Below are 25,886 nucleotides of genomic sequence, written 5' to 3' on the forward strand. Positions count from 1 at the left end.
TTCTGTAGGAGCTGCCGAAGGCTGCGATCTTTTGATCTTGTTTTTAAACGATTGGAAAACTATTGAAATCGACGGCATTGGCCAGTCGGCTGTCGATCAGGCCGATAAAGCCTTGTACTTCGGGGCAGTTGAAGTGCGATTGCATGGCCGCTTCCGATTGCCAGCGGGCGCTGACCGTCCAGCGGGTGTCGTCCTCGGGGCAACGGTCGACCATATAGGAATCACAGCCTGGCAGTTCACGCAGGGTTTCGACAATCTTTTGCAGTTGCTTACCCAGTTCATCCGAGCGGCCGGCGGCGGCCTGCACCTTTACGGTGTTGATCACTTCGTTGGACATTGCTCACACTCCTGAATCAGGCCGGACGAATCCTGCTCATTGAGGGATAACGCCCATTCAGGATAGGCCTGCCCCCCCAGGCCGCCAATAGCCAATCGCCGGATAAAGCCACAGACCAATCCGTCAGCTGACCTGCTGCAAAATGTCCCGCAAACGGTCCAGGGCGATGTCGATGTCCAGGGTTTCGATCGCGCCGAATCCCAGGAAAAGCCCGGCCCGCGGCGCTTGCTGGTAAAAAAAGCTGTCCAGGGCATAGAGCCCCACTTCGACTTTTTTGGCCAGTTCGATCACCAATGGAATATCGACCGGCACCTTACACAGCACCGCCATGTGGAACCCGGCCGTGGTCGGGACTGCTTCAAACCACGGCGAAAGGTCACCCGCCATGCGCGCCAGGATCCGCTCACGGCGCCCGGCGTAAATCGTATGGCAGCGCCGGATGTGCTTGAGCAGGCAGCCCTCGGCGATGAACTTGGCCAGCGCCCATTGGGGCAGGGTGGAGGTATGCAGGTCGGTGAGCTGCTTGGCGCGGATCACTGCTTCGAGAATGGCCGGCGGCAAAATCGCATACCCCAGCCGCAGTTCCGGCAACAGGGTCTTCGAGAAGGTGCCGACGTAGGCGACGATGCCGCGCTCATCCAGGCTTTGCAGCGAGTCGGTGGGCCGGCCTTCGTAGCGGAATTCGCTGTCGTAGTCGTCCTCGATGATGATCGCCCCCAGCTCATATGCCCTGGCGAGCAGGGCTTCCCGGCGGGGCTGGCTCATTGGCATGCCCAGCGGGAACTGGTGGGACGGGGTGACGTAAATCAGCCGGGTGCCATCGGGAATGAGCTCCACTTGAATGCCTTGCGCGTCCACCGGCACGCCGACCACTGTCGCGCCGTGAGTCCCGAACAGCAGGCGTGCCGGCGGGTAACCGGGGTCTTCCATGGCGACGAGGCTGCCCGGTTGGGTCAGCACCCGGGAAATCAGGTCCAGCGCCTGCTGCGCGCCGTTGCACACCACCACGTCTTCGTCCTGACAATTGACCCCGCGCGAAAACGCGATGTGCTGTGCGATTGCATTGCGCAGCGCCGGCAGGCCTTCGGGCAGGCTATAGAAACCTTTGGAACCGGCAATTTGACGCAAGGCATGGGAGGTGCAGCGGCGCCAATCGTCCTGTGGAAACTGGCCTTTGCTGGTGGCGCCACCGATGAAATCGTAACGCAACGAGCCTTCCAGCGTCGGGTGGCGCAAGAATGTTGGCAGGTTGCGCCAGCGTTCGATGACTTCAAAGCTGGCCAGCTCCGAATGGCTTTGCTTGCGGACGATTTTCGCTGCCCGGGCATTGACGTAAGTGCCTTTGCCGATCACCCCGGTGAGGAAGTTCTCGTAGGTCAGTTGCGCATACGTGTCGGAAATGGTCTTGCGCGAAATCCCCAGTTGCTCGGCCAGCAAGCGGCTCGGCGGCAACTGCGCTCCGGCAGCCAGACGGCCGGACTCAATGGCGTCGCGCAGTTGCCGGTACAACTGGCCTGCCAGGTCCTTGCGGCCGTTGATGACAACATGAAGTTCCATACCGGCGGGGCTCCTGGGGCGGTTGAGGCGACTGTGCGTCGCGCCAGATTACCCGCATGAACCGCTGCGTAGAAGTTGCGTGGATGAAAAGCCATCAATTGGCCTTCTGCCGGGCGGTCCATGGTTTTTTCGATGAATTGGACCTGTGATGCCCATGGGCCAGCCTCTACCTTGGAGTCACCTATCCGCTCCATGAGGTCGCCCCATGAACTCCCGCCTGGATTACTACAGCGCATCACCCAAAGCGATGAAAGCCATGATCGCCATGGAGGCCTTGACCCGCGACCTGAGCATCGAACCGGCCTTGCTGAACCTGATCAGAATCCGCGCCTCGCAGCTCAATGGCTGCGCCTTCTGCACTGATATGCACTCGGTGGACGCGCGCCGCTTCGGTGAGACCGATCGCCGGCTGTACGCAATCGTGGTCTGGCGCGACAGCAGCTGCTTCAACCCTCGGGAGCGGGCCGCCCTGGCCTGGACCGAAGCGGTAACCCTGCTCTCGGAAAGCCACGTGCCAGACGACGTTTATGTCCTGGCCCGGGAGCAGTTCAGCGAAGGTGAACTGGTCGACCTGACAATGGCCGTCAGCACCATCAACAGCTGGAATCGCCTGGCGGTGAGCTTTCGGCAAACGCCCAGCGGTTGATTCAATTTTTGCCCGATTGTCACATCAGGTTCATGAACAGCCAGCAGGATAAACGCTCAAGGACAGATCGACAGGGAGTCATCAATGTCATTCATGGAATCTACCTCGCGCCAGGGGATGGCCAAGTACCGCTGGCCCGTAGAACAACGCGAATCCCTGCACTCGCGGGTAGCCGGCATCGATCCGGTGCTGGTGCAGTCTTTCAGCGTCAGTGCCCGTTGCGGTTGTTTCATGCAAGCGGCCCGCAGCCTTAATATCAAGTCGACCCAGTTGCGTAAACAATTGGCGCAACTTGAAGCGCAATTGCAGTGTTCGCTGTTCAGCCATTCGGGCAATGGCTTCGCCCTCAGTCGTGACGGCTTGCAGCTTCAGGCGCAGCTGATGGCCCTGGCCCGTGAACGCGACTTGCCCGTGATCGAACAGCCCCTGATTCGCCTGGCCGTGGCCGAATCGATCCTGCACGATATCCTCGGCCGCGATCTGGTTTCGCTGCTGCGACGCAATGCCAGTGTGCGCCTGGACATCATTTCCCTGGACAGCGAACTGGCGCTGCGAGCAATCAGCGCCGATGTGGTGGTGTGGCTGGCCGGCACCGATTCGCCATTGCCAGGCCCCAGTTTCGCCATCAGTGAGCCCCAGCGTCTGGCACGGCTGGACTATCTGCCGCACATCGCCAAACGGTATTCACGGGTCGCGGCGCGGCCGGACAGCGTGGGAGACCTGGCTGATTTCATGCTGGTGCAATGGCAGCACGACCGCCATGTCGCCTCCCTTGGGCCGTGGAACAGTCTGGTCGAGCAGCGCCTGGCAGGGGTGGTGCAGTTGCATTCCTATGAGCTGATGCTGGAGATGATCCGTTGCAGCGCCTGCATCGGTTTGCTGCCGCACTACATGAGCCAGTTCGACCGGGGATTGGTGGCATTGCCCGGGCTCTTCAAGCAACCGATGCAACGCCAGGTGTGGATGGCGGTCAATGCCGACTCCCGGAATGAGGCCGAGGTGCAGGGGATCGTCGAGTTGATCCACAACACCTTCAATGAGCGGCGGGAGTGGTTTGAAGGGTAACCACTGCTCAAACGTGGAAGCGAGCCTGTTCGCGATGGGGCCATCACATTCGACATCGATGTCGACTGTACAGGTCGCCTTCACGAGCAAGCCTGTTCGCACGCTCTGCGTAGAGCATGGGCACGATCAATCTCTTTGGCTATGCCCTTGGATATCGGCCGGTGCGGCGGTGGAGGCAGGCGGCGCTGCATGACTGTGCAGCGTCTGGGCACCGACACCACAACTGGCGAAAAGCGCCATCAGGCTGAATGCTGCGGCGCGAAGCAAACCTTTCATAGAAATTTCCTCATTTTCCGAAGGTGACATTCAGTCCAGCCAATAACGTCGCTTCTCAAGTCGAAAGTCCAGGTGGCGGTGCACGACTCGGTGCTGGATGGTCGATTGGTATGCTTTTCACTCTAGCAGGTGGTTGGCGCTGCGCTTCGCAGCCTTCGGCAGCGCCTGCAGAGGCTGCGATCTTTTGATTTTCCCTGGAGGAGGGACAAGCCTCCTCGCCACATGGGATTGCACCGTTATAGAGTAAGCAGCCATGCACGCATCAAGGACGAAACATTCATGCCCGCCGACTCCGTCATTACACTCGAACGCTTCAACGAATCCCACATCGAGGGCGTCACCGCGCTCTACAACGACCCGGCCGTGGCCCGCCAGGTGCTGCAAATGCCGTTTCAGTCCACCGAGGTCTGGCGCCAACGCCTGATGGCGGACAACGAGCGGGCTGTGAAACTGGTGGCGCTGCATCAGGGATCGGTCATTGGCAACATTGGCCTTGAGCAGTTCTCGCGAATCCGCCGCAGCCATGCCGGCAGCCTTGGCATGGGTGTCGCTGTTGCATGGCAGGGCAAGGGCGTCGGTTCGAAACTACTGGCGGCGGTGCTCGACGTCGCCGACAACTGGATGAACCTGCAACGGGTCGAACTTTCGGTGTACGCCGACAACGAAGCGGCCATTGGTCTGTACCAGAAATTCGGCTTCGAGACCGAAGGCCTGTTTCGCGATTACGCGGTGCGTGACGGTCGACTGGTCGATACCCTGAGCATGGCGCGCCTGCGTCGTACGCTCGAGGCCCAATGCCGGTAAGTGAAGAAATTTGAGCGACGAATATCCTGTGGGAGCGAGGCTTGCCCGCGAAGAACGCAACGCGGTTTTTCAGGTATTACGCGTCATCGTTCTTCGCGGGCAAGCCTCGCTCCTACAGGTTCTGCGCGAGTCAGTCGCCCAACGCGAACGCCACTGCCGCCTGCGCATGCAGTTCGGTGGTGTCGAGCAAGGGCAGGGCGCTGTGCTCGGGTTTGATCAGCAAGCCGATTTCGGTACAGCCGAGGATGATCGCCTGGGCGCCGCGTTCGGTCAGCGATTCGATCACCCGTTGATAGACCTGGCGTGACGCCTCGCTGATCACCCCGACGCACAACTCGTCATAGATGATCCGGTGCACAGCCTGACGGTCCTCGACCTCCGGCACCAGCACCGTCAGGCCCTTGGCCGTCAGACGCTCCTTGAGAAAATCCTGCTCCATGGTGAACGCGGTGCCCAGCAAACCCACCCGCAGCGCACCGGCGTCCAATGCCGCCTGAGCGGTCGGGTCGGCAATGTGCAGGAACGGAATATCGATCGCGGCCTGAATCTGCCCGGCCACCTTGTGCATGGTGTTGGTACACAGCACCACGCACTCGGCGCCGCCAGCTTCCAGACGCTGGGCCGCATCCACCAGAATCGCCGCCGCATCGTCCCAGCGCCCGGCATGCTGGGCCTGTTCGACAGGGCCGAAGTCGACGCTGTACATCAGCAATTTCGCCGAACGCAACGGCCCGAGGCGATCGCGTACCTGCTGGTTGATGAGGCGGTAATACTCGGCGCTGGACTCCCAGCTCATGCCGCCGATAAGGCCGATGGTGCGCATGTCGTACTCCTGTAAATGGCAAGCCCTTGCGAGAGCGGTCTTTATTCGAGAGTATCCCGTGAGTCTTCATGGCGATCTATCAGGAAATTTCACATGCCCAGTGTGCTGAGCCAGCGCCTTGCGGGCGGCAAAATCTGTCTGCAACTCTTGCCCCGTGCGGCGTACAGCGCGCGCGATCCGGCACAGTCGCAAACCCTTGGGGTGACGCTGGAACGTCAGCGAGGCGTGCATGCGATCGATTCTGACCGACGGACAGATTTTGATACCTTTGCGGGTGTGATGGCTTACACGCCGATCGGCGTGGAAGTGTTTTCCGAATCAGCCACTGGTGGTGAGTATCTGCTGATGCGCCTGGACGAGCAGTTCGCCAGCGAACAGTTACCCTCCGTTGCCCACCGCGTGCAGTCTTGCGGCAATCGACGGGCGCTGACCCTGGCGCGAGAGGTACGGCGTCAGTTGTTCGTCACGCAACCCGATGTGCTGGCGCTTGAGCAATGTGCGGTGGCTCTGGTTGGGGTCGCGAATTCGCAAACCGATACAGGGCAGCGTGCCACGCCCAAGGCTTTCGCCCGCGTCATGGAGCAGATCACCGAGCAGTTCCAGCAACCGCTGACGCTGGAACAATTGGCCGCCTCCTATGGGCAAAACGAGCTGCGCTTTCTGCGCGATTTTACCCGGGCCATCGGCATGACACCGCACGCTTACCTGGTTGAAGTTCGGCTTCAGGCCGCACGATGGATGATCGAATGTACTGATCTGCCCTTGGCCGGTATCGCATTCGATGCCGGTTTCGCCCATCAGTCCCACATGGGCAGTGTCTTTCGCAAACACCTGGGCATGACTCCTTGCCAATACCGTTCACGCTTTTAGTCGTACGCCTGTGGCGCGCATCTGCCATGCTCAAAGTCCGCAGCACCGCTTCAACCAAAGGAACACCGCAATGGACGACGTACAGCAACTGGGTGAGATGCTTCGCCACTACGCAGAAAGCGAAGCGCACAAGAAGCAACTGTTTGAGTCGCAATCGGTCGTGTGGGCGACGCGTATTGGTGAGTTGTTCGATCAGATCCAGCAGTGGCTGGAACCGGTTCAGGCGCCGAACCTGCTGGAGGTGAGTCGCGAGGCGTATGTCGCATCCGGGCCAAACGTGCCGCTCGAGACGTCGACCTTCAAGACCGAAAAACTGAGTATCGTCATCGCCGGGAAACCGGTGGAGTTCGTGCCGGACGTGATGGGCGCGGGCGGGCAGATTTCCCTGGTGGTGATGGGCTTGACCGCCGCGCGTTATGGCAGCATTTCGCTGGTATGCCTGCCGCCCTCCAGCAATTGGCAGTGGCGCAAGACCAATGGTTTGAAAGACCCGGATACCTTTGCCTTCGATGCGAACTTCCTGGCGCAGCAACTGCAGAGTTTGATTCCCCGCGAGCGCGGCTGAATGCTCTGAATATTGCACATTCCCCTGTGGGAGCGAGCCTGCTCGCGATGGCGGTTTAGCAATCAGCATTTATGTTCACTGATCCTCCGCTTTCGCGAGCAGGCTCGCTCCCACATTGATTTGCGGCGTTCGCAAATGATGTATTCACTGCAGCTCCCACAGTGGTTTGGGTGTGCCTCAGATTTCGAGGTTGCCCCAACCCGGCTTCACCTCTTCCGGTGCCACCGCTTTCACGGTTTTGCCCGTGGCCAATTCCACCCGCCGCGCCACTTCGGGGTCATCGGCGAACGGAATCAGACTGGCATCATCCAGGCTCTCGGCGGTCTGGTGTTTCAGGCAGTATTCAACCGCCAGCCAAAGCCCCAAAACACCTAATAGATTCAACGCCATCTCAATCATGTCAGGCTCCTTGCCTCAGGCAATCTGCGCTTCAAGTTCGGCCATCTCGACGCTCGAAACCCGCACCGTGCGCCAGGTGTTGTAGGCCATCAGCAACATGCCGCTGAGGAAGAAAACCCCACCGGCGAAACGCACCACAAACCCCGGATGACTGGCCTGCAAGGCTTCGACGAACGAGTAGGTCAGCGTGCCGTCATCGTTGATCGCGCGCCACATCAAACCCTGGGTGATGCCGTTGACCCACATCGAGGCGATGTACAGCACGGTGCCGATGGTCGCAAGCCAGAAGTGCAGGTTGATCAGCGGCGTGCTGTACATCTGCTCGCGGCCGAAGACTTTCGGGACCATGTGGTAGATGGCGCCAAACGTGATCATCGCCACCCAACCAAGCGCCCCGGCATGAACGTGGCCGATGGTCCAGTCGGTGTAGTGGGAGAGGGCGTTCACCGTTTTGATCGCCATCATCGGCCCTTCGAAAGTCGACATGCCGTAGAACGCCAGTGACAGCACCAGAAAACGCAGGATCGGGTCGGTGCGCAACTTATGCCAGGCGCCCGACAACGTCATCATGCCGTTGATCATCCCGCCCCAGCTCGGCGCCAGCAAAATCAGCGACATCGCCATGCCCAGCGACTGCGCCCAGTCCGGCAGCGCGGTGTAGTGCAAGTGGTGCGGGCCGGCCCAGATGTACAGGGTGATCAGCGCCCAGAAGTGCACGATCGACAAGCGATAGGAATACACCGGCCGCCCGACCTGTTTCGGCACGAAGTAATACATCATCCCGAGGAAGCCGGTGGTCAGGAAGAAGCCTACGGCGTTATGCCCGTACCACCATTGCACCATGGCGTCGGTGGCCCCGGAGTACACCGGATACGACTTGAACCAGTCCACCGGAATCGACAGGTGATTGACCACGTGCAGCATGGCGATCACCACGATGAACGCACCGAAAAACCAGTTGCCGACGTAGATGTGCCTGGTTTTGCGTTGCACCACGGTGGTGAAAAACACGATGGCGTAAGCGACCCAGACCACCGTCATCCACACCGCGCCGGAGAATTCGATCTCGGCGTATTCCTTGGTGGTGGTGTAGCCCAGCGGCAGAGTAATCAGCATCACCACGATCACCGATTGCCAGCCCCAGAAGGTGAACGCGGCGAGCTTGTCAGAGTACAACCGCACCTGGCAGGTGCGTTGCACTGCGTAGTAACTGGCGGCGAATTGCGCGCTGCCGGCAAAGCCGAAAATCACCAGGCTGGTGTGCAGCGGGCGCAAGCGGCCGAAGGTGGTCCACGGCAGGTTGAGGTTCATCTCGGGCCATACCAGCTGCGAGGCGATCCATACCCCCATCGCCATCCCGACGACACCCCAGACAATGGTTGCCACGACGAATTGGCGAACGACCTTGTAGTTATAGGCCTGTCCGATTGTTGCTGTGCTCATGGTCAGTTCTTCCACGGTTGCAAAGTCTTGCCAGGCCACCCGGTCTGGCATGCCATGAACTGTAGAAACCCTGCCGCAAACAAAACAGACTCAGAAAAACCGAGTTTATGCGGATCAGCTGCGATGCGGGCCTGCGGCCATACGCTGCGTGCTGATACGGTTTTTTAGTGTTTAGCTGAATCTGTAACGTGCTGCGCTGCTGCCGCATAGTTGCACCCCAAGAGCGAGCCGCAGAGCCTGATGCCGATCAGTTTAGGCGCAGACCTTGTGGGAGCGAGCCTGCTCGCGATAGCGGACTGACAAGCAGCACATGTGTTGAATGCGTAACCGCCATCGCGAGCAGGCTCGCTCCCACATGGATTGCGGTATTCAAATCCTTGACTGACTGGCATTAGCCGCAGAGCCCGATAATCCTGATGAGGCAGCTACATGTATCAGTACGACGACTATGACCGGGCCCTGGTGTTCGAGCGTGTTGCGCAGTTTCACGATCAGGTCGAACGTTTCATGGCCGGGGAATTGAGCGAAGAAGAGTTCCTGCCCCTGCGTTTGCAGAACGGCCTGTACATGCAAAAGCATGCCTACATGCTGCGCGTGGCAATTCCCTACGGCACGCTGAGCGCGAAACAAATGCGCATTCTGGCGAGCATTGCGCGGGACTACGATCGGGGTTACGGCCACTTCACCACCCGGCAGAACATGCAGTTCAACTGGATCGAACTGGCCCAGGTGCCGGACATCCTCGAACGCCTGGCCCAGGTGGAAATGCACGCCATCCAGACTTCCGGCAATTGCGTGCGCAACATCACCACCGAAGCCTTTGCCGGGGTCGCTGCGGACGAACTGATGGACCCGCGCCCGCTGGCGGAGATCCTGCGGCAATGGTCGACCATCAACCCGGAGTTCCTGTTCCTGCCGCGCAAATTCAAGATCGCCATCTGCTCGGCGAAACAGGACCGCGCGGCCATCATGATGCATGACATCGGCCTTTATCTTTATCGCGATGACAGCGGACAAATGCTCTTGCGGGTGATCGTTGGCGGCGGCTTGGGGCGCACACCGATCCTCGGTTTGCAGATCCGCGAAGGCTTGCCGTGGCAGCACCTGCTGTCCTACGTCGAAGCGGTGTTGCGGGTCTATAACCGTCACGGACGGCGCGATAACAAGTACAAGGCGCGGATCAAGATTCTGGTCAAGGCCTTGGGTATCGAAGCGTTCGCCAAGGAAGTGGAGGAGGAGTGGCAGCACCTCAAGGACGGCCCGGCGCAGTTGACCGACGTTGAGTATGAGCGTGTCGCCAGTGCCTTTGTGCCACCCGATTACCGTTCACTGGCGGGCACCGATCTGGGCTTCGGCACACGCCTGGCCGAGAATCCGGCGTTCGCCCGTTGGGTGGCGCGCAACGTTCAACCGCACAAGGTGCAGGGTTACGCCAGCGTGGTGCTGTCGACCAAACCGGGCATCGCCGCGCCACCGGGGGATGTCACGGCCGAGCAAATGGAAGCGGTGGCCCAGTGGTCCGAGCAGTTTGGTTTCGGCGAAATCCGCATTGCCCATGAACAGAACATCGTCTTGCCGGACGTGCCCAAGACGGACCTTTATCCCCTGTGGTGCCTGGCCTGCGAGCAAGGCCTGGGGTGCGCCAATATCGGCTTGCTGACCGACATCATCGCTTGCCCGGGCGGTGATTTCTGCGCGCTGGCCAACGCCAAATCAATCCCCATCGCGCAAGCGATTCAGGTGCGCTTCGAGAATCTGGATTACCTGCATGACCTGGGCGATATCAGCCTGAACATCTCTGGCTGCATGAACGCCTGCGGCCATCACCACATCGGCAACATCGGCATTCTTGGCGTCGATAAAAACGGCAGTGAGTGGTACCAGATCACCCTCGGCGGCGCCCAGGGCAAGAACAGCGCGTTGGGCAAAGTCATCGGCCCGTCCTTCAGCGCCGCCGAAGTGCCTGATGTCATTGAACAGATCATTGGCACATTCGTTCGCTACCGGGAGAGTGAGGAACTGTTCGTCGATACCTTGGCACGCATCGGTCTGGAGCCCTTCAAGGAGCGGGTTTACCCGAAAATGCTGGAGGTGTCGGCATGAACAATCTGCTGCGTTTGCAAGACGGCGGCGCCGAGTGGGTGCGCGACGACCCGTGGCAGCTGATTCGTGAAACAACGGAGCAGTTGCCGGCCGGACCGCTGATACTGCCGTTACCCCAGTGGCTGGCGTTGAATGCCGACAGGACATCAGCGCTCGAAGGCGTCTGGCTGGCTCCCAACGACGAAGTGACAAACCTGGCCCCATGGTTTCCCGACCTGCCGCTGATTGCCCTGGATTTCCCGAGTTTTCGCGACGGACGTGCCTACAGCCAGGCCTATCTGTTGCGTACGCGTTTCGGTTGGCAAGGCGAATTACGCGCGATTGGCGATGTGCTGCGCGATCAACTCAGCCACATGCGCCAATGCGGTTTCGACAGTTTTGCCGTGCGCGAAGACAAATCTGCTGAAGATGCGCTCAAGGGACTGGCCGGGATGAGCGTGTTGTATGGCCGCTCGGTGATCGAGCCGCGGCCGTTGTTTCGGCGGCGGTAGGAACATCAAGATCAAAGATCGCAGCCTTCGGCAGCTCCTACGGAGGTTGCGTACGCCGCAGAATCACGGGTGTACACGGTCGGCGTAGGAGCTGGCGAAGCCTGCGATCTTTTGATCTTCGGCGTCAGTTGCAACGACAAGATCAAAAGATCGCAGCCTTCGGCAGCTCCTACAAAGGCTGCGATCTTTTGCTTGGGCCAATGATGGCATTTTGGTAGAGTCCGCGCCTCATAAGGAGTCAGCAAAGAAAGGAGTCTGGTTTGAGCGCGGGCAAGAAAATTTTAGGGCTTTTTGCGTTGCTGCTGATGGCGGCCCTGTGGGGCAGTTATTTTTACGTGTTCAAAGAGAACCGTAACGGCCAGCTCGGGGAGACGTTCAGCAGCTACGCCTGGTGTGGCACGCCGCCGGCCAGCGATACCGGTGGGTTGGGCAAGGATCGACTGTCGCTGCGCATCACCAACAACGTTCACGGCGAGTTCATGCTCTCGGGCGCGGTCATCGTCTCCGAACGAACCTTTGATCGTTATGACCTGGGCCGCAACGAGCTGCGGCTGCGCATGGAGCCCATGCAGTGGTCCTACGGCATTGCGCCGATTCTCATGGAACAGGTCAAGATCAAACCCCTGAGCCGTAACCTGTCTTCGACCAACAAAAGTGCCTACGCGGAACTTGAGTCCAGACCCATCGATGTCCAGGGGCGGGCGACGGACTTTCCCTTCGACTCCTATCGCTACGGCTACAAGCCGGTGCTGTACATCCTCAAAGGCAATGAGCGCATTGACCTGAAGTTCAGGCACATTACCACCGGCATGGAGATGTCGAACACCTTTACGCCGACCCAGAAGTACAACCGTGTCGAGTACATCAACGAGAAAAATTCGTTGATCAGCGAGGAAGACTACAAGCCTTACGGCGCCAACGAGTGCGCGTTCAGCGTCGAGCGCAAGGGCTCGTTCAAGGTGATTGTGCTGCTGTTGTTGCTGGTGATGTGTCTGCCGCTGATGCACGTGTTCTATCGCGATGAGCCGGGCATCGATTTTCTCGCGACGCTGGTGAGTATTGGTGCGATCCGGGTGTTTCTGGTGGGGCCGTTGAATGACTTCCAGCTGTACACCATCGACTTCCTGTTCGCCGCCGTGATCATCCTCGTGGGCACGGTGTCGTTGATCAAGGCGATGCGGGCCAATAGTCGGCGGGAGTTGGCGGCGAAAAGCGGATCTTCCTGGTGATTGACCAGGGTTATCCAGATGAGGTTTTGTGTTGTTTGAGCTGATGTCTTCGCGGGCAAAGTAATGCGGCGCGGCTGAGGGCTTCTTCGCGAGCAGGCTCGCTCCCACATTGATTCTGTTTCGATCACAGATTTTGTGTACGCCAGAGATCAAATGTGGGAGCGAGCCTGCTCGCGAAAGCGGCCTCCCGATACCACTAAATCCTCCGCAATCCCGGTACCCCGTGTAGGAGCTGCCGAAGGCTGCGATCTTTTGATCTTGCTTTTGGCGGGCTCGGAAAGAGCAAGATCAAAAGATCGCAGCCTTCGGCAGCTCCTACGATACATCAGGTGCATCAGGTGCATCAGGTGTGCTTCAGTGCTTCAGTGCTTCTTCGCCTGCGCACGCACTCGCTCTTCCTGCTCGCGCAACTGCGGTGTGAACTCGGCACCGAAGTCTTCGGCCTCGAACACCTGGCGAATCTCGATCTCGGCCTCTGTACCCGGCATCGGGTTGGGGCAGCGCTTGACCCACTCGATCGCTTCCTCTTTCGACTTCACCTGCCACAGCCAATAGCCGGCGATCAGTTCCTTGGTTTCAATAAACGGGCCGTCGATCACCGTGCGCTGGTCTCCCGAGAAACGCACGCGGGCGCCTTTGCTGCTGGGCTGCAGGCCGTCGCAATCGATAAGGATGCCGGCCTTGGCCAGTTCCTCGTTGAAATTGCCCATCGCGGTCATCAGTTCTTCGCTGGGCATCACACCGGCCTCGGAATCCGGGCTGGCTTTCACAATGATCATGAATCGCATGGCAGTTCTCCACTGGATTTGAATGACTCACTGTCTAGTCGAATGGCCATGGGCTAAATCGACAACACGACTAAACGCAATCGCCAAGAACCTTCTGGTGCCCCGTATCCCTGCAGGCGCTGCCGAAGGCTGTGATCTTTTGATCTTGCTTTTGTGGCGAAGCTCCCTTCGCGAGCAAGCCCGCTCCCACGGGCTTATGCAGTGTTAGCAAGTTTTGTTGAAGCGTTTGTATCCAGTTTTGTGCGACGACCTATCACAATTTGTATCTGGGCATAGGTCGCCAGACCATTTCGTGGTTAACTTTGGCCTCGTCAAAATCTCTACATCAACGTTCAGAAGGACTCCGTTCATGGCTCAAGTCACTCTTAAAGGCAACCCGGTTCAAGTCAACGGCCAACTGCCACAAGCCGGTTCCCAGGCGCCAGCCTTTTCCCTGGTTGCCGGCAATCTGTCCGACGTGACCCTGGCGAGCTTCGCCGGCAAGCGCAAAGTGCTGAACATCTTCCCAAGCATCGACACCCCGACCTGCGCCACCTCCGTGCGCAAGTTCAACGCCCAGGCCAATGATGTCGCCAACACCGTCGTGCTGTGCATCTCCGCTGACCTGCCGTTCGCCCAGGCTCGTTTCTGCGGCGCTGAAGGCCTGGAAAACGTGCAGAACCTGTCGACCCTGCGCGGTGCCGAGTTCATCGAGAACTACGGCGTGGCGATTGCCGATGGCCCACTCAAAGGCCTGACCGCCCGTGCCGTCGTGGTTCTGGACGAAAACGACAAGGTTCTGCATAGCGAACTGGTCAAGGAAATCGCTGAAGAGCCGAACTACGACGCAGCGCTCGCCGTACTGAAATAAGCGAAGTTTTACAATTGTTAACGGCCTGGCCCTGTCCAGGCCGTTTTCATTTGTGCTTCAGTGTCTTAGATAAATCTCCTGTTACGTAAGCCAAAGGTAAATTGCCGGTAAAGGCGCTTTGCTTAATACCCGCCAGTGCTTATCGTTCAGCCTCCCGTAGAAAGAAGCTCACGCGCCCAATGGTTGATCATTCCATGCAATCCTCCGCTTCCCGCAATCCTCGTCGCTGGCTGTTCGGCCTGCTGGTCCTGTTGGCCATCGCTGGCCTGTGCTGGAAATTCTGGCCTGCAGGCAGCGGCCCGAAGGAGGGCGCAGGGCCGAAAGCCGTGGCCGGGCACACCGGGCGGTCGGGGGGGATGCGTCCGGGGTTCGGCGGGGCGACCGGGCCGGTTCCGGTGCGCGTGGCGCCTGCGGTCAAAGGCGATTTCCCGCTGTATTACAAGGCGCTGGGCACGGTCACGGCGCTGAACACCATCAATGTGCGCAGCCGCGTCGGTGGCGAACTGGTCAAGGTTTATTTCGAAGAAGGGCAAATGGTCAAGGCGGGCGACCTGCTGGCCGAGATCGACCCGCGTCCTTACCAGAACGCCTTGCTCCAGGCCGAAGGCACCTTGCTGCAGAATCAGGCACTGCTGAAAAACGCCCAGGTCGATGTCGAGCGCTATCGCGGCCTGTACCGCGAAGACAGTATCGCCAAGCAAACCCTGGACACCGCCGAAGCGCTGGTCGACCAGTATCAGGGCACGGTCAAGACCAATCAGGCGGCGGTCAACGACGCCAAGCTCAATCTGGAATTCACCAAAATCCGCGCGCCGATCGCCGGGCGCGTGGGCCTGCGCCAGCTGGACGTTGGCAACCTTGTCGCGGCCAACGACACCACCGCGCTGGTCATCATCACCCAGACCCAACCGATCAGCGTGGCGTTCACCTTGCCGGAAAACAGCCTGGAAACCGTGCTGGCCCGTTATCGTACCGGCGCCAAACTGCCCGCCGAAGCCTGGGATCGTGGCGACACCAAATTGCAGGCCACTGGCGTGTTGCAGAGCCTGGACAACCAGATCGATGTCACCACCGGCACCCTGAAATTCAAGGCCCGCTACGAGAACCGTGATCAAGCGCTGTTCCCGAATCAGTTCGTCAACGTCCACCTGCTGGCCGATACCCTCAAAGACGTGGTGCTTGCGCCTTCGGCAGCGATCCAGTTCGGCACCAATGGCACGTTCGCCTATGCCCTGGACGGCGACAAGAAGGTCACGATCCGTCAGTTGAAAGTCGGCGCCAGTGACGGTGAAAACACCGTGATCACCGAAGGCCTGGCCGTCGGTGATCGGGTGGTCCTGGAAGGCACTGACCGCCTGAAAGAAGGCAGCGAAGTGGAAGTCGTCAACGACAGCAAGGATGTACCGACCACCCCGACCGAACACCTGCAAGGCAAGTCGGCGGCGACCCCGACTGAGCCGGCGGCCACCGACAAGGCGAAAAAGGGCGGCGCATGAACATTTCGCGGCTGTTCATCCTTCGCCCGGTCGCCACGACCCTGAGCATGCTGGCCATTATTCTGGCCGGCGTGATCGCCTATCGGCTGCTGCCGGTGTCGGCGTTGCCCCAGGTCGACTACCCGACCATTCGCGTCATGACGCTTTATCCCGGCGCCAGCCCGGATGTCATGACCAGCGCCGTGACCGCGCCGCTGGAGCGTCAGTTCGGGCAGATGCCCAGCCTGACCCAGATGGCGTCCACCAGTTCCGGCGGCGCCTCGGTGCTGACCCTGCGGTTCAGCCTCGACATCAACATGGATGTCGCCGAGCAGCAGGTGCAAGCCGCGATCAACGCCGCGACCAATTTGCTGCCCAAGGACCTGCCGGCACCGCCGGTGTACAACAAGGTCAACCCGGCGGACACCCCGGTGCTGACCCTGGCCATTACCTCCAAAACCATGCTGTTGCCCAAACTCAATGATTTGGTCGACACCCGCATGGCGCAGAAAATCGCCCAGATCAGCGGCGTTGGCATGGTCAGCATTGCCGGCGGCCAGCGTCAGGCGGTGCGCATCAAGGTCAACCCCGAGGCCCTGGCGGCCAACGGCCTGAACCTGTCTGACGTGCGCACCTTGATCGGCGCCTCCAACGTCAATCAGCCCAAGGGCAACTTCGACGGCCCGACCCGGGTGTCGATGCTCGACGCCAACGACCAGCTGACTTCCCCCAAGGACTACGCCAACCTGATCCTCGCTTACAAAAACGGCGCGCCGTTGCGGCTCAAGGACGTGGCAGAGATCGTCGACGGCGCCGAGAACGAACGCCTGGCGGCGTGGGCCAATGAAAACCAGGCCGTGCTGCTGAACATCCAGCGCCAACCCGGCGCCAACGTCATCGAAGTGGTCGACCGGATCAAGGCCTTGCTGCCGAGCATCACCGACAACCTGCCGGCCGGGCTCGATGTCACGGTGCTCACCGACCGCACCCAGACCATCCGCGCCTCGGTCACCGACGTGCAACACGAACTGCTGATCGCCATCGCCCTGGTGGTGATGGTCACGTTCCTGTTCCTGCGGCGAGCCAGCGCCACGATCATTCCGTCGGTGGCCGTGCCGCTGTCGTTGATCGGCACCTTCGGCGTGATGTACCTCGCAGGGTTCTCGGTCAACAACCTGACCCTGATGGCGCTGACCATCGCCACCGGTTTTGTGGTGGACGATGCGATCGTCATGCTGGAGAACATTTCCCGCTTCATCGAAGAGGGTGACAGCCCGTTGCAAGCGGCGCTCAAGGGCGCCAAGCAGATTGGTTTCACCCTGATTTCCCTGACGCTGTCGCTGATCGCCGTATTGATTCCGCTGCTGTTCATGGCGGACGTGGTGGGGCGCCTGTTCCGCGAGTTCGCGATCACCCTGGCGGTGGCGATCCTGATTTCCCTTGTCGTCTCCCTGACCCTGACGCCGATGATGTGCGCGCGTCTGCTCAAGCGTGAACCCAAGGAAGCAGAGCAAGGGCGGTTCTACCGTTCCAGTGGGGCAACAATTGATTGGATGATCGCGGCTTACGGGCGCAAGTTAAAGTGGGTTCTCAAGCACCAACCGCTGACCCTGATGGTGGCCATCGGCACATTGGCGCTGACCGTGTTCCTGTACATGGTGGTGCCCAAGGGCTTCTTTCCGGTGCAGGACACCGGGGTGATCCAGGGGATTTCCGAGGCGCCACAGTCGATTTCCTTCGCGGCGATGAGCGAGCGCCAGCAGGAACTGGCCAAGGTGATCCTCGCCGATCCGGCGGTCGAGAGCCTGTCGTCCTACATCGGGGTCGACGGCGACAACTCGACACTGAACAGCGGCCGCCTGCTGATCAACCTCAAATCCCACAGCCATCGCGACCTGAGCGCCACCGAAGTGATCGCGCGTCTGCAACCGGAACTCGACAAATTGGTGGGCATTCGTCTGTTCATGCAGCCGGTGCAGGACCTGACCATCGAGGATCGGGTCAGCCGTACGCAGTACCAGTTCAGCATGTCCTCGCCGGATTCCGAGTTGCTCAGCCTGTGGAGCGGGCGTCTGGTGGAAGCCCTGGCCCAACGGCCGGAGCTGACCGATGTCGCCAGCGACTTGCAGGACAAGGGTTTGCAGGTGTATCTGGTGATCGACCGCGATGCGGCGTCGCGGGTCGGCGTATCGGTGTCAAACATCACCGACGCGCTGTACGACGCCTTCGGTCAGCGGCAGATTTCCACCATTTACACTCAGGCCAGCCAATACCGCGTGGTGTTGCAATCGCAGGCCGGCGAGAAGATCGGCCCGGAAGCGCTGAACCAGATTCACGTCAAGACCACCGATGGCGGTCAGGTGCGCCTGTCCAGCCTGGCGCATGTCGAGGAGCGTCAGGCGCAACTGGCGATCACCCACATCGGCCAGTTCCCGGCGGTGATGATGTCGTTCAACCTCGCGCCCGGCGTGGCACTGGGGCATGCGGTGCAGATCATCGATCAGGTGCAGAAAGACATCGGCATGCCGATCGGCGTGCAAACCCAGTTCCAGGGCGCGGCCGAAGCGTTCCAGGCGTCACTGTCGAGCACCTTGCTGTTGATTCTGGCGGCGGTGGTGACCATGTACATCGTGCTCGGCGTGCTCTACGAGAGCTACATTCACCCGATCACCATTCTCTCGACCTTGCCCTCGGCGGCGGTCGGCGCCTTGCTGGCGTTGCTGTTGAGCGGCAATGACCTGGGCATGATCGCGATCATCGGCATCATCCTGCTGATCGGTATCGTGAAAAAGAACGCGATCATGATGATCGACTTCGCCCTCGAGGCTGAACGTAACCAGGGCATGGACCCGCAAACCGCGATCTATCAGGCAGCGCTGCTGCGCTTCCGGCCGATTCTGATGACCACCCTGGCCGCGTTGTTCGGCGCGGTGCCGTTGATGCTGGCCACCGGTTCCGGGGCGGAATTGCGCCAGCCTCTGGGTCTGGTAATGGTCGGTGGCTTGCTGGTGAGTCAGGTGCTGACGCTGTTCACCACGCCCGTCATCTACTTGTACTTCGATCGCCTCGGACGGCGCTGGAGCGGTAAGTCCAAATCCGTGGAACCGGTAGAACAGCCATGAACCTGTCCAGACCCTTCATCAAACGCCCGGTCGCGACGATGTTGCTGAGCCTGGCGATCATGCTGCTGGGCGGCGTGAGCTTCGGCCTGTTGCCGGTATCGCCGCTGCCGCAGATGGATTTCCCGGTGATCGTGGTTCAGGCGAGCCTGCCCGGTGCGAGCCCGGAGGTCATGGCCTCGACCGTGGCCACGCCGCTTGAGCGTTCCTTCGGTGCCATCGCCGGGGTCAACACCATGAGCAGCCGTTCCAGCCAGGGTTCGACGCGAGTGATTCTGCAGTTCGATCTGGACCGCGACATCAACGGCGCGGCGCGAGAAGTGCAGGCGGCGATCAACGCCTCGCGCAACTTGCTGCCCAGCGGGATGCGCAGCATGCCGACCTACAAGAAGGTCAACCCGTCCCAGGCGCCGATCATGGTGCTGTCACTGACCTCGGATGTGCTGGAAAAAGGCCAGCTCTATGATTTGGCCTCGACCATTCTGTCCCAGAGCCTGTCGCAGGTGCAGGGCGTGGGTGAAGTGCAGATCGGCGGCAGTTCGTTGCCGGCGGTGCGCATCGAGCTCGAGCCTCAGGCGCTGAACCAGTACGGCGTGGCCCTGGACGATGTGCGCAACATCATCGCCAACGCCAACGTGCGCCGGCCCAAGGGGTCGGTCGAAGATGACCAGCGGCTGTGGCAGGTTCAGGCCAACGATCAACTGGAAAAAGCCAAGGATTACGAGTCGCTGATCATTCACTACACGGACGGCGCAGCCCTGCGTCTGAAGGATGTGGCCAAGGTCAGCGATGGCGTCGAGGACCGCTACAACAGCGGCTTTTTCAATAACGACGCAGCGGTGTTGCTGGTGATCAACCGGCAGGCCGGCGCCAACATCATCGAGACGGTCAACGAGATCAAGGCTCAGCTCCCGGCATTGCAGGCTGTGCTGCCAGCCAGCGTCAAGCTCAACCTGGCCATGGACCGTTCGCCAGTGATCAAGGCCACCCTGCACGAAGCGGAAATGACCCTGCTGATTGCCGTGGCGCTGGTGATTCTGGTGGTGTTCCTGTTCCTCGGTAACTTCCGCGCCTCGCTGATTCCGACCCTGGCGGTGCCGGTGTCGCTGGTGGGCACGTTTGCGGTGATGTATGTGTACGGTTTTTCCCTGAACAACCTGTCGCTGATGGCGCTGATCCTGGCCACCGGGCTGGTGGTGGACGACGCCATCGTGGTGCTGGAGAACATTTCCCGGCACATCGACAAGGGCGTGCCGCCGATGAAGGCCGCGTACCTCGGGGCGCAGGAAGTCGGCTTCACGCTGCTGTCGATGAACGTCTCGCTGGTGGCGGTGTTCCTGTCGATCCTGTTCATGGGCGGGATCATCGAAAGCCTGTTCCGCGAGTTTTCCATCACCCTGGCGGCCGCCATCGTGGTGTCGTTGCTGGTGTCGCTGACGTTGACGCCGATGCTCTGTGCCCGTTGGCTCAAGCCGCATACGCCGGGGCAGGAAAACCGCCTGCAACGCTGGAGCCAGCGGACCAACGAGTGGATGGTCGGCAAATACGCCACCAGCCTCGACTGGGTGCTGCGCCACCGTCGGCTGACCTTGCTCAGCCTGATCGTGACCATCGGCGTCAACGTCGCGCTGTACGTGGTGGTGCCGAAAACCTTCATGCCGCAGCAAGACACCGGCCAGTTGATCGGTTTCGTGCGCGGCGACGACGGGCTGTCGTTCAGCGTGATGCAGCCGAAGATGGAAATCTTCCGCCGTGCGGTATTGAAGGACGAGGCGGTGCAAAGCGTCGCCGGGTTCATCGGCGGCAACAACGGCACCAACAACGCCTTCATGCTGGTGCGGCTCAAGCCCATCAAGGAACGCAACCTGTCCGCGCAGAAAGTCATCGAACGCCTGCGCAAGGAAATGCCCAAAGTGCCCGGTGCGCAGCTGATGCTGATGGCGGATCAAGACCTGCAATTTGGCGGCGGTCGCGAGCAGACCACCTCGCAGTATTCCTACATCCTGCAAAGCGGCGATCTCGGTGCGTTACGCGAGTGGTATCCGAAAGTCGTTGCCGCTCTCAAGGCATTGCCGGAACTGACGGCAATTGACGCACGCGAAGGCCGTGGCGCCCGGCAAGTGACCCTGATCGTCGATCGCGATCAGGCCAAGCGACTGGGCGTGGACATGAACATGGTCACGGCGGTGCTGAACAACGCTTACAGCCAGCGACAGATTTCAACGATCTACGACAGCCTCAACCAGTATCAGGTGGTGATGGAGGTCAACCCGAAATACGCTCAGGATCCAAGCACGCTCAAGCAGGTGCAGGTGATCACCGCCGACGGCGCGCGGATTCCGCTGTCGACCATCGCTCACTATGAAAACAGCCTGGAAGGCGACCGGGTCAGCCACGAAGGCCAGTTCGCTTCGGAAAGCATCGCTTTCGACATGGCCGAGGGCGTGACGGTGGAGCAGGGCTCCGCCGCCATCGAGCGGGCGATTGCCAAAGTCGGCCTGCCGGAAGACGTGATCGCGAAAATGGCCGGTACCGCTGATGCGTTTGCCGCCACTCAAAAAAGCCAGCCGTGGATGATTCTCGGCGCGCTGGTGGCGGTGTATCTGGTGCTGGGCGTGCTGTATGAAAGCTACATCCACCCGCTGACCATTCTCTCGACCTTGCCATCGGCCGGCGTAGGGGCGTTGCTGTCGATCTATGTGCTGGGCGGTGAATTCAGCCTGATCTCCTTGCTCGGGCTGTTCCTGCTGATCGGTGTGGTGAAGAAAAACGCCATTCTGATGATCGATCTGGCGCTGCAACTGGAACGAAACCAGGGCCTGGAGCCACTGGAGTCGATCCGTAGCGCCTGTCTGCAACGGCTGCGACCGATTCTGATGACTACCCTGGCGGCAATCCTCGGCGCCTTGCCGTTGTTGCTGAGCCGGGCCGAAGGGGCGGAAATGCGCCAGCCGCTGGGCCTGACCATCATCGGCGGGCTGGTCTTCAGCCAGGTGCTGACTCTTTACACCACCCCGGTGGTTTACCTCTATCTCGACAAACTGCGCCATCGCTTCAACCACTGGCGTGGGGTGCGTACCGATGCTGCTCTGGAAACTCCGCTATGACTGACCGTTCGCTTATCCACCTGACTGCACCGCTGATCACGGCCCGAGGCTCGCGTTTGCTGAGCCTGTCGCTGTGCGTGGCGATGCTCAGTGCCTGCGCCATCGGCCCGGATTACCAGCGCCCGCCAACCGCCGCGCCGGTGCAGTACAAAGAGGCAGCCGGCTGGCGCCAGGCCAACCCCAGCGACGCTCTGGCGCGCGGTGCCTGGTGGGAACTGTATGGCGACCGGCAGCTCAATGGCCTGATCGAAAAACTCAACAGCGCCAACCAGACCGTCGCCCAGTCCGAAGCCCAGTACCGTCAGGCTCAAGCCTTGGTGCGCAGTGCCCGGGGAGCGTTTTTCCCGACGGTGGACCTGACCGTCGGGAAGAACCGCTCCAGCCAGGGCACCGGTAGCAGCAGTTCGAGCCTGAGCAGTTCCTCCAGCGGTATTCGCGATACCTACACGGCGCAGGCCGGGGTCAGCTGGGAAGCGGACATCTGGGGCAAATTGCGCCGGGGTCTGGAAGCCGACACCGCCAACGCACAGGCGAGCTTTGCCGACCTGGCGGCGATGCGCCTGAGCCAGCAATCGGAACTGGTGCAGAACTATCTGCAACTGCGGGTGATCGACGAACAGAAGCGCCTGCTGGAAGCGACGGTCGAGGCCTATCAACGCTCACTGACCATGACCGAAAACCAGTACCGCGCCGGAGTCTCCGGCAAGGACGCGGTGGCCCAGGCCACCACTCAGCTCAAAACCACCCAGGCGGAAATGGTCGACCTGATCTGGCAGCGCGCGCAGTTCGAGAACGCCATCGCCGTGCTGATTGGTCTGCCACCGGCCGAGTTCAGCCTGGCTGAAACCCAAGACATCCCGGCATTGCCGCAGATTCCGCTGAGCCTGCCTTCGCAGTTGCTGGAACGCCGCCCGGACATCGCCTCCGCCGAACGCTCGGTGATGGCCGCCAACGCCAACATCGGCGTGGCCAAGGCTGCCTACTACCCGGACCTGACCCTGAGCATGAACGGCGGCTATAGCAGCAGCACCTATGCCAACTGGATCAGCGTGCCGAACCGCTTCTGGTCGATGGGGCCGCAACTGGCCATGACCCTGTTCGACGGCGGGCAGCGCTCGGCGGAAGTCGATCGCAGTGAAGCGGCCTATGATGAGACCGTCGCCAAGTACCGCCAGACCGTGCTCGATGGCTTGCGTGAAGTGGAAAACTATTTGGTGCAGCTCAAGGTGCTGGAAGACGAAGCCAAGGTGCGCCAGGAAGCACTGGATGCCGCGCGCGAATCCCTGCGTTTGACCCAGAATCAGTACAAGGCCGGAGTGATTGCCTATCTGGGGGTGGTAGTGGTTCAGGCCACGGCGTTGAGCAATGAACGCAACGTGCTGAGCTTGTTGCAGAGCCGCTTGATCGCCAGCGTGCAATTGATTGCCGCGCTGGGCGGCGGGTGGGACGGGCAGCTTCAGGTGAGCGACAAGCAATAACGCAACCTTTGATGAGGGGAGCTAATGCCGGTAAGCCCAGGCGACGAAAATCCTGTGGGAGCGTGGCTTGCCCGCGAAGAACGATGACGCGTAATACCTGAAAAACCGCAGTGAATTCTTCGCGGGCAAGCCACGCTCCCACAGGTTATGCGCCTTGACTTACCGGCATCAGGGCAAGCCCCCTCGCCACAGGGCAGCGATCACTCAAATGTTTCATCATCTTGATGGCCTTTTGATTACTTTGTGAGTGCGTTCGTCCGCGGAATCAGTACAATCGCCGGCTTTGTCCCCCGAGAACGAAAACAGTACGGCGGGGACGGTCGCGAGAAGTCCCATGCTCATCGGTAGTTATTCCCTTACGCTGGTTTTCATATCGCTGTGTGTGGCGATACTGGCCTCTTATACCGCGCTCGACCTCACCGGACGCATTGCCACGGCCAAGGGCCGGGCGGTGCATTTATGGACGGCGGGCGGCGCTTTTGCGATGGGGATTGGCGTGTGGTCGATGCATTTCATCGGCATGCTCGCGTTCAAATTGCCGATCAATCTGGGCTACGACGCGAGTCTTACGGCGCTGTCCCTATTGATTGCGGTTCTGTCCTGCGGTTTTGCGTTGTGGCTGGTCAGCCAACCGAAACTGCCGGTCTGGCAATTGGCGTTTGGCGCGCTGGTCATGGGTGCTGGCATCAGTGCCATGCACTACACCGGCATGGCCGCCATGCGCATGCAACCGGGCATTGATTACGACCCGACCCTGTTTGGTGCGTCGCTGCTGATCGCCGTCGGCGCTTCGGGCGCGGCGTTATGGATTTCTTTCCGCCTGCGCCAGCACACGCCATATGTTCGCCTGATTCGCGGCGGTGCGGCGGTGATCATGGGCATCGCCATCGTCGGCATGCACTACACAGGCATGGCCGCGGCGCGCTTTGCCGACGGCAGTTTCTGCGGTGCGGCCAGCAGCGGCCTGAGTGGCGATGGCCTGGACAACCTGGTGCTGATCACCACCCTGGCGGTGTTGAGCATTGCCTTGCTGACCTCGATCCTCGATGCACGCCTGGAGGCTCGCACCGCGGACCTGGCTCACTCGCTGACCGAGGCCAATCGCGAACTCACCCAACTGGCGTTGCACGACACCCTGACCGGTTTGCCGAACCGAGTGTTGCTGGCCGACCGTATCGATCAGGCGATGTCGAAGGTGCAGGAGCAGGGTGGCTGTTTCGCGTTGATGTTCATTGATCTGGACGGCTTCAAACCGGTCAACGATGCCTTCGGTCACCACATGGGCGATCAGTTGCTGCGTGAAGTCGCGCTTCGCCTGCGCGAGGATTTACGCAGCCAGGACACCCTGGCGCGGATCGGTGGCGATGAATTTGTGCTGCTGGTGCGGCTCACCGAACAGAACGACGCGCTGAACCTGGCGGCGCGTCAGGTGGGGCTGATCGCGCGCTCGTTCCGGGTCGCGGAACATGACTTGCAGATCTCCGCCAGCGTCGGCATCGCGCTCTATCCGGGCAACGGGCAGACCGCCGAAGAGTTGTTGATGAATGCTGATGCCGCGATGTACCACGCCAAAGGCGCCGGGAAAAACGGCTACAGCTTCTTCGACGTGTCGATGAACAGCAACGCGCGCAAACAACTGCAATTACTGCAAGACTTGCGCACCGCCCTCGATCAACAGCAGTTCAGTCTTTATTACCAACCCAAATTCGACGCCAGCCATGGCCGACCGGTGGGGGCCGAGGCATTGTTGCGCTGGGCGCACCCGACCCAGGGCCTGCTGCTGCCGGACACGTTCATCGACTTGGCGGAGAAGACCGGGCTGATCATTCCGATTGGCGAGTGGGTGCTTAACGAAGCCTGCCGTCAGATGCGCGAGTGGTATGTGCTCGGCTACACCAACTGGCGCATCGCGGTGAACCTCTCGGCCTTGCAGTTCTGCCACGCGGGATTGGTTCAAAGCGTCGCCAAGGCCCTGGCCACTCATCATTTGCCGGCCAACAGCCTGACCCTGGAGATCACCGAAACCACTGCCATGAGCGACGCTGATGCGAGCATGACGGTGCTGCAGGAACTGTCGGAAATGGGCGTTGACCTCTCCATCGATGACTTCGGCACCGGCTACTCGAGTTTGATGTACCTCAAGCGTTTGCCGGCCAATGAATTGAAGATCGACAGGGGGTTCGTCCGCGATCTGGAGCACGACAGCGATGACGCGGCCATCGTCTCGGCGATCGTCGCCCTCGGCCAGGCCTTGGGTTTGCGGATCGTGGCCGAAGGGGTGGAAACCGATGTCCAGCAAGACTTCCTGACCCAGCTCGGTTGCGACTCGTTGCAGGGTTACCTGCTGGGGCACCCACTGCCGGCCGATCGCTTCATGGTCGACATTCATCGTGGGGAGCGACTGGCGGCGGGCTGATAGACCCTCGCCACAGGTTTGTGTCATTGGAATTGACGCAGGTTC

The 25,886-nt window shown here is 60.5% G+C and carries 21 protein-coding genes; 14 read left to right on the plus strand and 7 right to left on the minus strand.

Features of this window, described 5'->3' with window-relative positions; translation table 11 throughout:
- Nucleotides 1-43: 43 nt before the first annotated feature.
- Together KGB14_RS11790 and KGB14_RS11795 are read right to left on the minus strand one after the other, a co-directional pair.
- Nucleotides 44-337: an antibiotic biosynthesis monooxygenase family protein gene (locus tag KGB14_RS11790; protein ID WP_223486739.1), complete on the minus strand. Its 294-nt coding sequence runs from the start codon at nucleotides 335-337 to the stop codon at nucleotides 44-46.
- 123 nt (nucleotides 338-460) lie between these two features.
- The gene (locus KGB14_RS11795) at nucleotides 461-1,894 is read right to left on the minus strand and encodes a PLP-dependent aminotransferase family protein (RefSeq protein WP_223486741.1); all 1,434 of its coding nucleotides are present in this window, start codon (nucleotides 1,892-1,894) and stop codon (nucleotides 461-463) included.
- A 205-nt stretch (nucleotides 1,895-2,099) separates the two neighbouring features.
- On the opposite strand from KGB14_RS11795, the gene KGB14_RS11800 reads away from it, so the two are divergent.
- Both KGB14_RS11800 and KGB14_RS11805 read left to right on the plus strand, forming a co-directional pair.
- On the plus strand, nucleotides 2,100-2,540 hold the full coding sequence (locus tag KGB14_RS11800) for a carboxymuconolactone decarboxylase family protein (RefSeq protein WP_223486743.1): 441 nt from the start codon (nucleotides 2,100-2,102) through the stop codon (nucleotides 2,538-2,540).
- Between the two features lie 84 nt (nucleotides 2,541-2,624).
- The gene (locus KGB14_RS11805) at nucleotides 2,625-3,605 is read left to right on the plus strand and encodes a LysR family transcriptional regulator (RefSeq protein ID WP_223486745.1); all 981 of its coding nucleotides are present in this window, start codon (nucleotides 2,625-2,627) and stop codon (nucleotides 3,603-3,605) included.
- 126 nt (nucleotides 3,606-3,731) lie between these two features.
- Here the strand turns inward: KGB14_RS11805 and KGB14_RS11810 are convergent, their stop codons facing one another.
- A complete protein-coding gene (locus tag KGB14_RS11810; RefSeq protein WP_223486747.1) occupies nucleotides 3,732-3,881 on the minus strand; it encodes a hypothetical protein in 150 nt (49 codons plus the stop codon).
- A 279-nt stretch (nucleotides 3,882-4,160) separates the two neighbouring features.
- Here KGB14_RS11810 and KGB14_RS11815 point away from each other — a divergent pair, with 279 nt between their 5' ends.
- A complete protein-coding gene (locus tag KGB14_RS11815; protein WP_223486749.1) occupies nucleotides 4,161-4,685 on the plus strand; it encodes a GNAT family N-acetyltransferase in 525 nt (174 codons plus the stop codon).
- A gap of 130 nt (nucleotides 4,686-4,815) precedes the next feature.
- On the opposite strand, the gene KGB14_RS11820 is transcribed toward KGB14_RS11815, so the two are convergent.
- Nucleotides 4,816-5,508, minus strand: coding sequence for an aspartate/glutamate racemase family protein (locus KGB14_RS11820; RefSeq protein WP_223486751.1), 693 nt, complete (start codon nucleotides 5,506-5,508; stop codon nucleotides 4,816-4,818).
- Nucleotides 5,509-5,601: 93 nt separating this feature from the next.
- Here KGB14_RS11820 and KGB14_RS11825 point away from each other — a divergent pair, with 93 nt between their 5' ends.
- Nucleotides 5,602-6,378, plus strand: coding sequence for a helix-turn-helix domain-containing protein (locus KGB14_RS11825; protein WP_223486753.1), 777 nt, complete (start codon nucleotides 5,602-5,604; stop codon nucleotides 6,376-6,378).
- Between the two features lie 70 nt (nucleotides 6,379-6,448).
- Nucleotides 6,449-6,943 carry a hypothetical protein gene (locus KGB14_RS11830; RefSeq protein ID WP_223486755.1) on the plus strand — a complete coding sequence of 165 codons (495 nt, stop codon included), beginning with the start codon at nucleotides 6,449-6,451 and terminating at the stop codon, nucleotides 6,941-6,943.
- A gap of 177 nt (nucleotides 6,944-7,120) precedes the next feature.
- Here KGB14_RS11830 and KGB14_RS11835 read toward each other — a convergent pair whose 3' ends face one another.
- Together KGB14_RS11835 and ccoN are read right to left on the minus strand one after the other, a co-directional pair.
- Nucleotides 7,121-7,342, minus strand: coding sequence for a cbb3-type cytochrome c oxidase subunit 3 (locus KGB14_RS11835; protein WP_223486758.1), 222 nt, complete (start codon nucleotides 7,340-7,342; stop codon nucleotides 7,121-7,123).
- Between the two features lie 15 nt (nucleotides 7,343-7,357).
- Complete coding sequence (ccoN, locus tag KGB14_RS11840) at nucleotides 7,358-8,785, minus strand: cytochrome-c oxidase, cbb3-type subunit I (RefSeq protein ID WP_223486760.1); 1,428 nt, start codon at nucleotides 8,783-8,785, stop codon at nucleotides 7,358-7,360.
- Between the two features lie 429 nt (nucleotides 8,786-9,214).
- Here ccoN and KGB14_RS11845 point away from each other — a divergent pair, with 429 nt between their 5' ends.
- The 3 genes from KGB14_RS11845 to KGB14_RS11855 all read left to right on the plus strand — a co-directional run bounded on the left by KGB14_RS11845 (nucleotide 9,215) and on the right by KGB14_RS11855 (nucleotide 12,608).
- Entirely contained in the window at nucleotides 9,215-10,888 is a 1,674-nt protein-coding gene (locus tag KGB14_RS11845) for a nitrite/sulfite reductase (RefSeq protein WP_223486762.1), read from the plus strand.
- Nucleotides 10,885-11,379: a DUF934 domain-containing protein gene (locus KGB14_RS11850; RefSeq protein WP_223486764.1), complete on the plus strand. Its 495-nt coding sequence runs from the start codon at nucleotides 10,885-10,887 to the stop codon at nucleotides 11,377-11,379. The genes KGB14_RS11845 and KGB14_RS11850 overlap by 4 nt, the downstream gene beginning before the upstream one ends.
- 260 nt (nucleotides 11,380-11,639) lie before the next feature.
- Nucleotides 11,640-12,608, plus strand: coding sequence for a hypothetical protein (locus KGB14_RS11855; protein WP_223486766.1), 969 nt, complete (start codon nucleotides 11,640-11,642; stop codon nucleotides 12,606-12,608).
- A 362-nt stretch (nucleotides 12,609-12,970) separates the two neighbouring features.
- On the opposite strand, the gene KGB14_RS11860 is transcribed toward KGB14_RS11855, so the two are convergent.
- Nucleotides 12,971-13,396 carry a YciI family protein gene (locus tag KGB14_RS11860; protein ID WP_223486768.1) on the minus strand — a complete coding sequence of 142 codons (426 nt, stop codon included), beginning with the start codon at nucleotides 13,394-13,396 and terminating at the stop codon, nucleotides 12,971-12,973.
- 349 nt (nucleotides 13,397-13,745) lie between these two features.
- Here KGB14_RS11860 and tpx point away from each other — a divergent pair, with 349 nt between their 5' ends.
- From tpx to KGB14_RS11890, 6 genes are all read left to right on the plus strand, one after another.
- Nucleotides 13,746-14,246, plus strand: coding sequence for a thiol peroxidase (gene tpx, locus KGB14_RS11865; RefSeq protein WP_223486770.1), 501 nt, complete (start codon nucleotides 13,746-13,748; stop codon nucleotides 14,244-14,246).
- Nucleotides 14,247-14,425: 179 nt separating this feature from the next.
- Entirely contained in the window at nucleotides 14,426-15,742 is a 1,317-nt protein-coding gene (locus KGB14_RS11870; RefSeq protein WP_223486772.1) for an MdtA/MuxA family multidrug efflux RND transporter periplasmic adaptor subunit, read from the plus strand.
- Nucleotides 15,739-18,843 (plus strand): MdtB/MuxB family multidrug efflux RND transporter permease subunit, encoded by a 3,105-nt coding sequence (locus tag KGB14_RS11875; RefSeq protein ID WP_223486774.1) that lies wholly within the window; start codon nucleotides 15,739-15,741, stop codon nucleotides 18,841-18,843. The genes KGB14_RS11870 and KGB14_RS11875 overlap by 4 nt, the downstream gene beginning before the upstream one ends.
- Nucleotides 18,840-21,947, plus strand: coding sequence for an efflux RND transporter permease subunit (locus KGB14_RS11880; RefSeq protein WP_223486776.1), 3,108 nt, complete (start codon nucleotides 18,840-18,842; stop codon nucleotides 21,945-21,947). The genes KGB14_RS11875 and KGB14_RS11880 overlap by 4 nt, the downstream gene beginning before the upstream one ends.
- Nucleotides 21,944-23,425 (plus strand): efflux transporter outer membrane subunit, encoded by a 1,482-nt coding sequence (locus tag KGB14_RS11885; protein WP_223486778.1) that lies wholly within the window; start codon nucleotides 21,944-21,946, stop codon nucleotides 23,423-23,425. Before KGB14_RS11880 ends, KGB14_RS11885 begins: the two co-directional genes overlap by 4 nt.
- A gap of 334 nt (nucleotides 23,426-23,759) precedes the next feature.
- On the plus strand, nucleotides 23,760-25,841 hold the full coding sequence (locus tag KGB14_RS11890) for a putative bifunctional diguanylate cyclase/phosphodiesterase (RefSeq protein ID WP_223486780.1): 2,082 nt from the start codon (nucleotides 23,760-23,762) through the stop codon (nucleotides 25,839-25,841).
- Nucleotides 25,842-25,886: the final 45 nt, after the last annotated feature.

This window comes from Pseudomonas sp. A-RE-19, assembly GCF_019956555.1.
Lineage (GTDB): Bacteria > Pseudomonadota > Gammaproteobacteria > Pseudomonadales > Pseudomonadaceae > Aquipseudomonas.